Raw genomic sequence first — 12,714 nt, forward strand, 5'->3', positions numbered from 1 at the left:
GCTCAGTGAATTACCTGTGGGAGCCGGCTTGCCGGCGATGGGGCCGGTGGATTCACCCAAGCTCGCGCAGGTACGGCCATGGATAAATACCCCGCTCATGCCCATCGCTGAACACCAGTTGCACGCCATAACCTTGCGGCTCGACCCGCTCGATGCGCACATCATCGCGCACCACACTGATGCCGCCCGACAAGCGCGCCGCGCGGCATTGCGAACAGGGGCAGGCACCACGCAGGCGGGCATGGCAGATGCTGTGCTCGCCATCCTCCCACTGCAGCACCAGCTGCCCGGGCCCACGCAGGTTGCGGATTGCCGCCGGCGCGTTCATCACGCTGCCCCGCGCAGTTGTGCCAGGGCAATACGCACGGCCTTGCGCACCTCGGGGTCGCTATCGGCTTCGGCGGCCTGCAGCACCGGCAAGGCACGCGCCTGGCCCAGCTCACCCAAGGCGAGGGCGGCTTCCTTGCGCAAGTTGGCGATGCCATGGCCGAGCAGCTCGCCAAGTGCATCCAGAGCTGCGGCATAACGCAGTCGGCCCAGCGAACGAGCCGCCCGCAAACGTACCTGCCAGAAGCCATCGCCAAGCGCATCCACCAGCGCCGGGCCCGCCTGCTCCTGGCCCACTTTGCCCAAGGTGGTGGCGGCTTCTTCGCGTACTTGCCAGGCCGCATCGTTCAACGCTGCCACCAGCGCCGGCAGCACCGCGCTGTCACGGGCAAGGCCCAGCGCGCCAATGGCCGCGCGACGCACTTCGGTGTCCGGCTCAGCCTCGGCGAGCCTTGCCAGCGCCGGCAACGCGGGCTGGTGCTTGAGCCAGCCAAGAATGCCCACTGCCTCACGTCGCACAGCCGCATCATCATCCGCCAGCGCAAGCAACGCCGGTGCGGCCGCATCTTCCAGGCGCAACTCGCGCAAGGCCCGCAGGGCACTGGCGCGCACGAAGGCATCGGCGTGCTTCACCCACGGCAGAATCAACTGGCCGGCTTCCAGGCTCTTGAGCTCGCTGAGGCTCTGCGCGGCGGCCAGGCGTACCGGCTCGGCGGCATCGGCCAGGGCGGCGCAAAGGGCCTGCACCACCTCGGGTTGTTCCCAGGCTTCCAGCAGCCGCGCGGCTTCTGTACGAACTTCGTCGGCCGCGTCGACCAGCAGCGCATCGGTCAACCAAGGCAAGCCCTGCGGGTCTTCCAGGTCGGCCAGTTCGATCAGGGCGATGCGCCGCACGCCGGCATCGTCGGCTTCAAGGCGAGGCAGCAGGGCAAGGATGTCGGGGTTGTCAGTGTGTCGTTCGGTCATAGCGCGATCCGTAGCGGTGGGTGGTCAGTGTCCGGCAGGCCTAGCGGCGTCAGGCGCGGCAGTTCGCGGCCGTCTTCGTGGCGTAGCAATGCCAGGCAGTGACGCTTGAGGTGGGTGAATGCCGGGCTGGTCAGCAAACTGGCGCGGCGCGGCCGTGGGAAGTCCAGGCGCAAGTCTTCGATGAAGCGACCCGGGCGCGTGCTCATCACCAGGATGCGGTCGGCCAGAAACAAGGCTTCGTCGATGTCGTGGGTGACAAACACCACGGTGGTGCGGATGCGCGCCCAGATATCCAGCAGCAGCTCCTGCATCCGCGCGCGGGTTTGCGCATCGAGGGCGCCGAAAGGTTCGTCCATGAGCAACAGGCGGGGGCGATTGATCAACACCCGGGCGATCTCTGCACGCTGCTGCATGCCGCCGGACAGCTGGCTCGGCCAGCGCGAGGCGAAGTCGGCCAAGCCGACCAACTGCAGCATTTCATGGGCTTGGCGCTGCCGATCGGCCTTGCCCAGGCCTTGCATCTTCAGGCCGAAGGCGACGTTATCGAGCACGCTGCGCCAGGGCAGCAGCGTGTGATGCTGGAACACCATGCCGCGCTGCGGCGAAGGCCCGTCTATCACCTGGTCGTCTACGGTCAGGTGGCCAGTGCTGGGTACCAAGTGCCCGGCCAATGCGCCGAGCAAGGTCGACTTGCCGCAGCCGGACGGCCCCAGGATGCACACGAACTCGCCAGGGGCGACGGTAAAGTCCAGGCGCTGTACTGCTTCGAAGGCATCGACGCCCTGCCCCAGGCGGATCGACAAGCCCCGGCCTTCGATACGCCCGGGCTCTGGCGCCTGTTGATAACTGCTCATCAGGCAGCCCTCCGCGTGCGATACCAGGGCGTTGCCAATGCGCCGAGGTGCTTGACCAGGGCACTGCTGCCCATGCCCAGCACGCCGATCAGCAACATGCCGACGATGATGTCGGGGTAGTTCTGCAAGGTGTACGACTCCCAGGTGTAATAGCCGATGCCGAACTGCCCGGAGATCATCTCGGCGGTGACCAGGCAGAACCATGAGGTGCCCATGCCGATGGCAAGGCCGGTGACGATGCTCGGCAGTGCACCCGGCAACACCACCTCACGCAGGATCGCCCAACGCCCTGCCCCCAGGCTGCGCGCCGAGGCGACCAGGCGCGGGTCGACGGCCTCGACGCCATGCACGGTGTTTAGCAGGATCGGGAACAGCGCACCGGTGAAGGTGATGAACACCATCGACAGCTCGGACGACGGGAACATCAGGATCGCCAGCGGGATCCAGGCCACTGCCGGGATCGGCCGCAGCACTTCCAGCGGCGGCAGCAGCGTGTCCTCGGCCCATCTGGAGCGGCCGATCAGCAGCCCAAGGACCACGCCCAGGAGTGCCGCGACGCCATAGCCGAGAAACACCCGCGCCAGGCTGCTGCCCAGGTGCGCCAGCAGGGCATTGCCGGTAAGCAGTTGCCAGGCTGCATCCAACACCGCGCTGGGCGTGGGTACATAGGTGAAGGTGAACAGCCCGAAATCGAGCCTGGCATTGGCTGCCACCTGCCAGAACAGCAGGCAGGCCAGCAAGGATGCAAGGCGCACGGGCCAACGCTTGAGGTCGCGGGTCATGACGATGCCTCCGGGTCAGCGCTGGGCGACCAGCTTCTGGTTGGCGCTGACGAAGTCCAGCGCCTCACCGCCGTGGGCCTTGGCGTACTGTTCGGCCTGGTCCTTGAGCAGGAAGGCGGCCAGCTCGCCATTGCCTTTGCGCACGAACCAGGCCTGGTTGGCCAGCAACTTGATGCCGCTGTCGGCAGCCTGGGCGTAGATGGCGCGTATGTCCTTGCCCTCTTGTTCCAGCTGGGCCAGGGCACCGAGGGCGGCCTCCGGGGATGCGTAGTGGCGCACCTTGTCTTCACCGCGTACCCATATCTGCGCCAGCCGGCTGAAATCGGTGATCGGTTTGCCGGTCAGCGCATCAACCGCCTTGAGCGGCAGCGGCGCGTAGTTGCCAAGGGCCTTGTCGTAGTCCACACCCGCCTGCTTGAAGGCGGCGCGGATGTACTGGTCGTCGATGAACTGCTGGGTGTCGAGCCCGCGGTCGGTCTTTTTCAGCAGCTTGAGGGTGTCGATGGAGGTCGCGACCGCCTTGCGGTATTCAGGCTTCCAGGTCAGGTCGCGGGTCTGCAGGCCGAGTGGGCCGTGGAACAGATAATTGACCTCGGCTTCGATGCCGGTGACCTTCTCGATCAGCTCGCTGTACTTCTCGGGTTCGGCGGCAATCAGGCGGTCTGCCTCCAGGCTGGCGCGCAGGTAGGCGGTGACCACTTCGGGGTACTGCTTGGCGTAGCCGGCATCGACCAGGGCGCCATGGAAGGTCGGCGCGTTGGCCTGGGCGCCATCGTAGATCTTGCGGGCGAAGCCTCGGTTGGGGAACAGCTCGGCGAACGGCACGAAGTCGGCGTGCGCTTCGATGCGGTTGCTGCGCAGGGCCGACCCTGCAATTTCCGGGGCCTGGGCGATGATCCGCACGTCTTTCTGCGGGTCCCAGCCCTGCGCGGCGACGGCGCGCAGCAGCATGCCGTGAGCGGTGGAGGCGAACGGCACGGAAATGGTCTTGCCCTTGAGCTCGCTCAGCGATTGCACGGCAGAGGCCGCCGGCACGACGATGCCGTTGCCGCTGCCCTGCACGCTGCCCGACAGCACACTGATGAACAGGCTGCGCTTGCCGGCGTCCAGGTGGGCAACGCCATTGAACGAGCCGGGGAAGTCGGCCATGGCGCCGAAGTCCAGCTTGCCGGCAACCATCTCGTTGGTCAGCGGCGCGCCACTGGTGAAGTTCTTCCACTCAATCTGGTACTGCGCATCTTTGTACTTGCCGTCATGCGGCAGGTATTTCTCCAGCAGGCCCAGTTCACGAATCAGCAGGCCGCCGGTGGCGCAGTTGATGGTGGTGTCCTGGGTGCCGATGGCGACCCGAATGGTCTCGGCGCTGGCGTTCAAGCCAGCGAGCGCCAGCGCGAGGCCGGCCACGGTTGCTACAAGGCGCATGGGTGTTCCCCTCGAATCGTTTCAGGTATTGGAATCGTCTCCGCCACCAGGTTTGGGTGGTGGGAAACGAGGGGCAGTGCAGGAGGGCGTCCGGTGGTTCGCCGGATGGCCTGGGGGTCAGCGCAGCAGGTACGGGATGTCGACTTTCACCGCACCGGTGGGGCAATCCTTCTCGCAGGGCATGCAGTACCAGCACTCGTCGAAGGCCATGTAAGCCTTCTGCGTGGCCGGGTTGATGGCCAGCAGGTCCATGGGGCACACCTCGACGCACACGGTGCAGCCTTTTTCGGCGATGCACTTGTCTTCGTCGATGGTCACTGGGGCGCTGCTGCGGAAGAAGATCTCTTGCGGCTGGTAGGCCATGTCACGGTTTCCTTGGGGCCTGTATAGGCACCCTTTATCTAGAGGTTTCCACATTCCCCTGTGGGAGCTGCGTTGTTCATGCGGCATCGGCCTTGACCCGTAGCCGGTCATAGGCGGTCTGCTCATCGGCATCCAAAGCGATCAAGTAGGGCTCGACGGCTTTCTTGAAGCTGGTCATCTCGCCGTCGTCGCCCTTCTTCAGGTGGCAATGGCAGAACCACTCACCGTCATTACGCTCGGGGAAATCAACCCGGTGGTGGTACAGGCCCCAGCGGCTTTCTTCGCGGAACAGCGAAGCGCGGGCGGCCATTTCGGCACAGTCGCGGATCACCGACACTTCCATCGCGCGCATCAGTTCGTGGGGGTTGTTGGCCTTCATCTGCTCGAGGTCGCGCTCGATCTCGGCAAAGCGCACCAGGCCAATCTCCATCTTCTTGGTCACCTTTGGCGGCTGCAGGTAGTCGTTGACCATGCGCCGCAGCTTGTACTCGACCTGCGCCGGCGGCAGGCCGTGCTCGCGGTGCAACGGCGCGAACACGCGTTCACGCTCGCGCTCGACCTGGGCAACATCCACCTCGGCCAGTTCGCGCCCAGCCACGTAGTGCGCGGCGTTCACCCCGGCAAACCAGCCATAGGTGAACGCGCCGAGCATGTAGTTGTGCGGCACCGCTGCCATGTCGCCTGCGGCGTACAGGCCTTTGACGCTGGTCTCGGCCTTCTCGTTGACCCACACCCCCGAAGCCGAATGCCCGGAGCAGAAGCCGATTTCGGAGATGTGCATCTCGACCATGTGCTGGCGGTAATCGGTGCCGCGCCCGGCATGAAACTGGCCGCGGCTGGGGCGTTCGTTGCTGTGCAGGATCTCCTCGATGTTCTGGATGGTTTCCTCGGCCAGGTGATCGAGCTTGAGAAACACCGGGCCATTGCCACCTTCGAGCTCCTGATGGAACTCCCACATCATCTGCCCGCTCCAGTAGTCGCACTCGATGAAGCGCTCGCCCTTGCTGTTGGCGGTATACCCGCCCAGCGGGCCGGTCACATAGGCACAGGCCGGGCCGTTGTAGTCCTTGATCAGCGGGTTGATCTGGAAGCACTCGAGGTTGGCCAGTTCTGCCCCCGCGTGGTAGGCCATGGCATAGCCGTCGCCGGCGTTGGTAGGGTTTTCGTAGGTGCCCATCAGGTAACCCGACGACGGCAGGCCCAGGCGCCCTGCTGCGCCACAGGCGAGGATCACCGCCTTGGCGCGCACCACTCGGAACTCGCCGCTGCGGCAATCGAAACCGAGTACACCTGCGGCGGCGCCTTCGCCATCGAGCAGCACACGGGTGCACACCATGCGGTTGCTGATCTCTACCCGGGCGCGCTTGAGCTGGCGGTAGAGCACCTTCTTGATGTCATGGCCTTCGGGCATGGGCAGCACGTAGGCACCCATGTGGTGGACCTTCTTCACCGCGTAGTCACCGGTTTCGTCCTTCTCGAACTTCACACCCCAGCGGTCGAGCTGCTCGATGGTTTCGAAACTGTGGGTGGCATAGGCGTGCACGGCGGCCTGGTTGACGATGCCGTCATTGGCCACGGTAATTTCCTTGGTGTACTGCTCGGGCGTGGCGTGGCCAGGGATGATCGCGTTGTTCAGGCCGTCCATGCCCATGCTGATGGCACCGCTGCGCTTGACGTTGGCCTTGTCCAGCAGCAGGACGCGCAAGCTTTTGTCCTGCTCCTTGGCCTTGATCGCCGCCATTGGGCCGGCGGTGCCGCCACCAATGATGATGATGTCGTAGTCCTGGGTCTCGATGATCATGCCTTGCCCCCCTTCTGGCGGTCGATGCGCAGGCGGTACTGGAACGCATCGCCGCGGTAATAGAGGTGTTCGAAGTCCAGCGGCGTGCCGTCGGCAGCATGGGTAAGGCGCTCGATGCGCATGATCGGCGAGCCCTCTTCCACCTCCAGCGCCTGCGTCAGGTCGCTGTCGGCCAGCACCGCATCGATGGCCAGGTCGGCGTGGCCGAGCGCGATGCCGCAGTCGTTTTCCAGCAGCAGGAAGATGTCGCGGGTAACCAGGTCGGCCTTTTCCAGCTTCTCGCCGACGGCCTTGGGCAGCCAGGTGATCTCCAGCGACACCGGCTCGCGGTTGATCAGGCGGACCCGGCGGATCTCGGTGACCAGGCTACCCTCCTGAACCTGCAGCCGCGTGGCCACCAGCGCGTTGGCCGGCACATGGCGCAAGCTGCGCAGGCGGTTCAACACTTCATAGCCCATCTGCGTCATCGACTCGGCCAGGCCCTGCAGGGTGCTGACGTTCTGGAACGCCTTGGGTTTGGCAACGAAGGTACCTTTGCCATGGATCTTGAAGATCAGCCCCTCTTTCTGCAGGTCGCCCAGCGCCTGGCGCACGGTGATGCGGCTGACATCGAACGCCTTGCCCAGCTCGCTCTCCGAGGGCATGCGGCTGTGCGGCGCGTAGGTGCCGTCGAGAATGCGCTCGCGCAGCAGCTCCTTGAGCTGGGTATAGAGCGGTACCGGGGACAGGGGGAGCAGTTCGGCCATGGTTCTCTTCACTGATGAGTGACTTGTTATAACAAGTTGTAACCAGAGGATAGCCGGCATAAGAATGGGCGGGGAAATACTGTTATTGCATATGGATAGATGTTTTGGCGGTGCTTGCACCGGGGGAAAAACAGCCACAGATCAAGGCGATGGACGTCGCCGATCGAGATGGGTATCATGCGTGCGCGTTGCACTCGTAGCTCAGCTGGATAGAGTACTGCCCTCCGAAGGCAGGGGTCGTGGGTTCGAATCCCGCCGAGTGCGCCATCTTCAAAAAGCCCTGGGCCTATGCCCGGGGCTTTTTCGTCTCTGCGCGCATTTGACTTGTTACATATTCAAGGGTGGAGCTGACGGTAAAAACCTTGCCAAGCTGGCTCGTGCTACCTATTCTCTCGCGCAACACACCCGCCATGCCTATGGCTGCCTCGGCAGCTATGCACAAATTGAGCGGGTTTTTTTTGCCCGAACGGGTCAAGCATGAAGCCATTCTGCAAACCTGCGATCGATGTTCCCGCACAATTGGACCTGCTGCTGCATCGCGGTCTGACTATCCAGGATGAAAGCAAAGCGCGCTGTTTTCTCGAAGCAGTGAGTTTCTTTCGCCTCACGCCCTACATGCGTCCCTTTCAATTACCTGATGACGCTGAGCATCGTTTCAAGCCAGGTACACGGCTGCGGGCACTCACTCATCTGTATGAGTTTGACCGGCGCTTGCGCTTGCTCACCATCGATGCAATCGAACGCATAGAGGTCGCCACACGGGCGGCAGTCAGCAATCACATGGGGCCCGCGCACGGGTCACATTGGCACTTGCAGGAGGCGCTTTTCCAGCATGACTACCGTCATCACAACCTGCTCGACACCATTCGCGGCAAACAAACCAAAGCACGTCAGGATCACGCTCGTGAGTGCCAACGCATCGAGCGCTCTCATGCCTCAGACTCGCGCAAGGCTCAGTTGAAAAAACTGCGTGCCAAGGAAAGCTATGCGCGTCACTACGCACTGAGCTACGACAACCCTGAGTTGATGCCGGCCTGGGCAGCCATGGAGGAAATTACGCTCGGGGACCTCTCGCATCTGTTCAAGGGGTTGGCTAAAGACACCGATCGCAAGGCAATTGCGCGTCGGCTGGGCCTTCCCGGCCCCTTGTTGCAGTCTTGGCTGCATACCCTGACCACAATCCGTAATATCTGTGCACATCATGCCCGTTTGTGGAACCGCGAGCTTGGCATACGACCAGAACTGCCACGCAAGGCAAGTTTTCCCTGGCCTGAACATTTGCAGAAGCCTGGTCAGCATTCCCGAGTGTTCACCGTGCTTTGCATTCTCAACCTCTTGATGGCCAAAGTCAGCCCTGATACCTGTTGGGGCATACGACTTCAGGCGTTGTTGTCCGAATTCCCCGGCATCAACCATGAAGCGATGGGCTTCCCTGAAGATTGGAAGCTGGACCCATTCTGGGAGAGCCTGTCGTAAAGCAGGCCCATCGGAGTGCACTTACCGCACTGTTGAGTTGTGCATGTCGTCACGATCGCCCCTCTCCCGGAAAGCATACCGTTGGTGTTAGCGTGAAGGCCTTCCCGTTTGCGTAAACGGGCACCCTTCAACAACCTGCATGGAATGCGATCAGAAATGCACCTGAAAAAGTTATGCGCCGCCTCCCTAATGCTGGCCAGCCTGGGGATCTACACCGCACCGGCCCAGGCCAACCTCACCCAACAGCAGTCCGCCGCCATCGTCAAAGCCTTCGACGGCAGCGAGCCCAGCGACTTCAAGCAGTTCCTCGGCAAGCTCAAAGGTAGCGAACAGGCCAAGGCCGACAACCTTGGCGCGACCCTCGACGCTTACCTGGCTGGCACAGCGCTCGACGCCGAGCAGCAGAACGAAATCAACCGCCTGCTCGGCCTGTACACCCGAATCAAATATGGCAAGGCTGCCACGCAAACCCTACGCGAACTGGTGGCGATTCCCACCTTCAGCGTCGACGGCGTACCCCAGCACGAGAACCCCGAGTTCCTGAAGATCGCCGACAAGATCAAAGCGCTGGCCGAGGGCTTTGGCCTGGCTTTCCGCAACGTCGACAACCGCGTCTACGAGGTCTCGCTAGGTGCCGGCCAGGAAGTGGTCGGCATCCATGCTCACGCCGACGTCGTGCCGGTCAACCCGGACAACTGGAAGCTGGATGACGGCACCCAACTCGACCCGTTCAAGGTCACGCTGGTAGGTGACCGCATGTACGGCCGCGGCACTGAGGACGACAAGAACGGCATCGTCGTAGCGCTGTACGCGCTGAAAGTGGCAAAAGACGAAAACCTGCCGCTGGCCCGGCAGTTCAAGCTGCTGATCGACACCACTGAAGAAACCAGCGGCGACGCCATTCCCTACTACTTCGAACGCAACCCCACGCCCGCCTACAACCTGGCGCTCGATGGCGGTTACCCGGTGGTGATCGCCGAAAAAGGCTACGGCACAGTCATGGCGAGCTTCGCCAAACGCCCGGGCAGCGGCAAGGGCGCAGAGATCGTCAACCTCACCGGCGGCCTGGCGACCAACCAGATCCCGACCACCTCGGTGGCGACCCTGGTCAGCGACAATCCAGCACAATTGGCCAAGCAGCTTGAAAAAGCCGGTACCGAATACGTGAAGGCAAACGGCGGCGACTTCAGCATCGCGGCCAAGGTCGATGGCAAGAACGTGCTGCTCACCGTAACTGGCGTCTCGGCCCATTCGTCCGAGCCCGAGTCCGGGGTCAACCCGGTGGCACGCATGCTCGGCTTCATCAACGGCCTGGGCAAGCAGGTGCCGCTCAAGCACAACCACTTCACCGATGCCGCCCGCTACGCCGCCGACAACTGGGGCCTGGATTACCTGGGCAAGAAACTCGGGGTGGATTTCAAGGATGAGTTCATGGGCCCGCTGACCGCATCGCTGACCTTTGTCGGCGTGAACGAAAAAGGCCTGAAGCTGGCAGTCAACCTGCGCATTCCCAAAGGCAAGCCGCTGGCCACGATCAAGGACGAACTGGCCGACAAGCTGGGTAAATGGACACGCCAGAGCCACACCTCGGTCGCTTTCGACTACAGCCTCGACGAGCCGATGTACCGTAACCCCGAAGGCGAATGGGTCAAGGCCCTGCTCGATGTGGCCAGCGAGAACCTGGGCATGAAACATGAGTTCGGCACCTCCGCCGGCGCCACCTCGGTACATGACTTGCCCAACGGCGTGCAGTTCGGCCTGGCCATGCCAGACGTGAAGTACACCGGGCACAACGACAACGAGTTCAAGACCGTGGAGCAGTTCATGCTGGACTTGCAGGTGGTGAGCGAGATGGTCGCCCGGATCGGGCAAATGCCTAAGCTTTAAGCTAGCCGCGAAGAGGCCGGCAGAGACAATCGTCCATGACGTTTTTCAATCGACTCGATGCCGTTTCCTGCATTGCCGTGCAGGCTGGCGTGCAGGATGCTTTATTTACACAAAGAGCCCGTTTTCTCCACCCGCAGAGGCCTGTATGAAGAACGTCGAACAAATCCTCAAGACCAAGTCCCAGCACCAGACCGTGTACACCATCGGCCCTGATGACTCGGTGCTCGACGCCCTGAAAATGCTGGCGGAGAAAAACGTCGGTGCGCTGCCTGTTGTGGAGAACAACCAGGTGGTGGGGATCGTCAGCGAACGAGACTACGCCCGTAAACTGGTACTCAAGGGCCGCTCTTCGGCGGCTACCCCGGTGCGGGAAATCATGAGCGCACCCGTGGTCACGGTCGAACCGAAGCAAAACCTCGAGTACTGCATGAACCTCATGACCAACCGCCACCTGCGCCACCTGCCGGTGGTCAGCAATGGCGAGCTGCTCGGCCTGCTGTCGATTGGCGACCTGGTCAAAGAGACCATCGCCGAACAGGCCAACCTGATTGCGCAGCTGGAGCAATACATCCGCGGCGAATGATCAGCTTCAGTGGTAGGCGCGCTCCAGCTCATCCAGCTGATGGTCGAAGCTGCGCAGGCGCGCCGACCAGGTGTACACCAGCACTTCCAGGTCTCGATTGAGCACCGCCGTGTTGCCATGGCCATTGCTTGAGGGTTCGCACAGGTCGAGCTGGTAGCGCTCGCGCGCCATGGCCGTGGCCACGCTGGACAAGTCGCGGGCGTTGGCCAGCCAGTGGTGATGATGGTCGTGAATCTCGCGGTCGAGCACCCGGCACTGGCGTTTCAACGCATCCAGGCTCTGCTCCAGCGGCGTGCCCTTGAGCTCGCCCATCACCTCCTCGAAGGTGCGCCCGGAGTGCCAGTAGCTGCCCCAGAAATAGCGGTCGAACACCGTCTCGACCCGGCGCAGCGCAACCTTGGTGTTCCAGATGGTGAGCAACGTTCGCCCCTGGATCACTTCGCGCTTGTTCAGGTGCAGTTGCTGCCAGGCAATCCAGGTCAGCGCCAGCAATGCCGCTGCCGCGGTGACCGCGGCAGCGGCATACAGGAACTGCACCGCCTGGTTCATCTGGTGCGTATGGCGGATACCGTAGAAGTAACCAGCCGTCAGCGTGCCCAGGATCGTCACGGAGCACCAGAAACCTGGTGCGTAGGGATCTTTCATGGCGCCTATCCCCTTATTGTTTTCCTGAGCATAGCAACGGCCAATCAGTCGTCAGGTGCCGCTCGGCGCTTTATTTTCGGGGGCGGCGCAATGCTTCGTTGAGTTGATCGAAGGGCACCGCCCAATCGGAGTCCTCAATGATGCTTTCCTTGAGAAAAGCCCGCTGGGAGTCGGTCCAGAACGGCGCATCCACCAGCTTGATTTCGTTTTTCAACGGGGAATGACTGGTGATGAACTGGTCGATGCTCTGGGGATCATCGGGTAGGCCCAATTGCTTGAACAGGTCGGAAAAGTGATGGGTAGGTGCTTCCATGAATCCTCCTCTGTACCGGGCGAGCCGTCCACGACGCCGGCCCGGCATTGGTTTGAGAACATCAGCACAGCTCGCGTACTTCGGCTTGCGGTACCAGTTTCAGGTACTGCTCCATGCTCATGTGGATAAGGTGATCGTGATCACCTGCCTCCAGGTAGACATCGCCCTGGCGGGTAAGACTCGAATCGAGCAGCATCTTTATCTGGTAAGCATCACCCATTGCAGGGATGGCGCCACGTTCGCAATCGCCGAACAGGCTCGGCAGGCCGCTTTCGCGGGTGAGTTGCCAGGCGCCGGACATGCGCACCTTGCTCATGTCCAGGTGCCGATTGGCCGGCAGTACCGCCATGATGTAGTTGCCATGGCGGTCGTCGAGCATGACCGACTTGGCGACCCGCTCGGCGGGTACCCCGGCGGTGCGCGCCGACTCGAGGCTGGTTGCCGAGTGCGGGTGGGGAATGATGTCGTAATCGCAGTTGGCCTGGTCCAGGCGCTGCTGCAGGGTCTTGGCCATACGCATGATGCACCTCCGGTTTAGCCCCCCTCTCC

14 protein-coding genes and 1 tRNA gene are annotated in these 12,714 nt (G+C 62.6%); 4 read left to right on the forward strand and 11 right to left on the reverse strand.

The annotated features are described in order from the left end of the window. Positions 1-52: 52 nt before the first annotated feature. The 8 genes from ABEH27_RS05330 to ABEH27_RS05365 all read right to left on the reverse strand — a co-directional run bounded on the left by ABEH27_RS05330 (position 53) and on the right by ABEH27_RS05365 (position 7,261). Positions 53-328, reverse strand: a complete 276-nt coding sequence (locus tag ABEH27_RS05330) for a gamma-butyrobetaine hydroxylase-like domain-containing protein (RefSeq protein ID WP_346612563.1) — start codon at positions 326-328, stop codon at positions 53-55. Further along, the gene (locus ABEH27_RS05335) at positions 328-1,293 is read right to left on the reverse strand and encodes a HEAT repeat domain-containing protein (RefSeq protein WP_346612564.1); all 966 of its coding nucleotides are present in this window, start codon (positions 1,291-1,293) and stop codon (positions 328-330) included. The genes ABEH27_RS05330 and ABEH27_RS05335 overlap by 1 nt, the downstream gene beginning before the upstream one ends. Next, entirely contained in the window at positions 1,290-2,147 is an 858-nt protein-coding gene (locus ABEH27_RS05340; protein ID WP_346612565.1) for an ABC transporter ATP-binding protein, read from the reverse strand. The genes ABEH27_RS05335 and ABEH27_RS05340 overlap by 4 nt, the downstream gene beginning before the upstream one ends. Beyond that, positions 2,147-2,929: an ABC transporter permease gene (locus tag ABEH27_RS05345; RefSeq protein WP_346612566.1), complete on the reverse strand. Its 783-nt coding sequence runs from the start codon at positions 2,927-2,929 to the stop codon at positions 2,147-2,149. The genes ABEH27_RS05340 and ABEH27_RS05345 overlap by 1 nt, the downstream gene beginning before the upstream one ends. Positions 2,930-2,944: 15 nt before the next feature. Next, positions 2,945-4,351: an ABC transporter substrate-binding protein gene (locus ABEH27_RS05350; RefSeq protein WP_346612567.1), complete on the reverse strand. Its 1,407-nt coding sequence runs from the start codon at positions 4,349-4,351 to the stop codon at positions 2,945-2,947. A 117-nt stretch (positions 4,352-4,468) separates the two neighbouring features. Continuing rightward, entirely contained in the window at positions 4,469-4,714 is a 246-nt protein-coding gene (locus ABEH27_RS05355; RefSeq protein ID WP_008096634.1) for a ferredoxin family protein, read from the reverse strand. Between the two features lie 76 nt (positions 4,715-4,790). Then, positions 4,791-6,515, reverse strand: a complete 1,725-nt coding sequence (locus ABEH27_RS05360; protein ID WP_346612568.1) for a fumarate reductase/succinate dehydrogenase flavoprotein subunit — start codon at positions 6,513-6,515, stop codon at positions 4,791-4,793. Then, positions 6,512-7,261: a GntR family transcriptional regulator gene (locus tag ABEH27_RS05365; RefSeq protein WP_346612569.1), complete on the reverse strand. Its 750-nt coding sequence runs from the start codon at positions 7,259-7,261 to the stop codon at positions 6,512-6,514. Before ABEH27_RS05365 ends, ABEH27_RS05360 begins: the two co-directional genes overlap by 4 nt. 190 nt (positions 7,262-7,451) lie before the next feature. Between ABEH27_RS05365 and ABEH27_RS05370 the strand changes: the two genes are divergently transcribed. The 4 genes from ABEH27_RS05370 to ABEH27_RS05385 all read left to right on the forward strand — a co-directional run bounded on the left by ABEH27_RS05370 (position 7,452) and on the right by ABEH27_RS05385 (position 11,207). Next, positions 7,452-7,528 (forward strand) — tRNA-Arg (locus ABEH27_RS05370). A gap of 210 nt (positions 7,529-7,738) precedes the next feature. Further along, on the forward strand, positions 7,739-8,737 hold the full coding sequence (locus ABEH27_RS05375) for an Abi family protein (protein WP_346612570.1): 999 nt from the start codon (positions 7,739-7,741) through the stop codon (positions 8,735-8,737). 156 nt (positions 8,738-8,893) lie between these two features. Beyond that, a complete protein-coding gene (locus ABEH27_RS05380; RefSeq protein WP_346612571.1) occupies positions 8,894-10,624 on the forward strand; it encodes a dipeptidase in 1,731 nt (576 codons plus the stop codon). A gap of 145 nt (positions 10,625-10,769) precedes the next feature. Further along, positions 10,770-11,207, forward strand: a complete 438-nt coding sequence (locus ABEH27_RS05385) for a CBS domain-containing protein (RefSeq protein ID WP_346612572.1) — start codon at positions 10,770-10,772, stop codon at positions 11,205-11,207. A 6-nt stretch (positions 11,208-11,213) separates the two neighbouring features. Here ABEH27_RS05385 and ABEH27_RS05390 read toward each other — a convergent pair whose 3' ends face one another. From ABEH27_RS05390 to ABEH27_RS05400, 3 genes are all read right to left on the reverse strand, one after another. Next, complete coding sequence (locus ABEH27_RS05390) at positions 11,214-11,852, reverse strand: NADH:ubiquinone oxidoreductase subunit N (protein ID WP_346612573.1); 639 nt, start codon at positions 11,850-11,852, stop codon at positions 11,214-11,216. A gap of 70 nt (positions 11,853-11,922) precedes the next feature. Continuing rightward, the gene (locus ABEH27_RS05395; RefSeq protein WP_346612574.1) at positions 11,923-12,165 is read right to left on the reverse strand and encodes a DUF2789 domain-containing protein; all 243 of its coding nucleotides are present in this window, start codon (positions 12,163-12,165) and stop codon (positions 11,923-11,925) included. Positions 12,166-12,226: 61 nt separating this feature from the next. After that, positions 12,227-12,685 (reverse strand): YbaK/EbsC family protein, encoded by a 459-nt coding sequence (locus ABEH27_RS05400; protein ID WP_039601719.1) that lies wholly within the window; start codon positions 12,683-12,685, stop codon positions 12,227-12,229. Positions 12,686-12,714 lie beyond the last annotated feature (29 nt).

Origin of the sequence: Pseudomonas sp. P39-UII1 (assembly GCF_039672635.1) — a bacterium.
In the GTDB taxonomy this organism is placed as follows: Bacteria; Pseudomonadota; Gammaproteobacteria; order Pseudomonadales; family Pseudomonadaceae; genus Aquipseudomonas.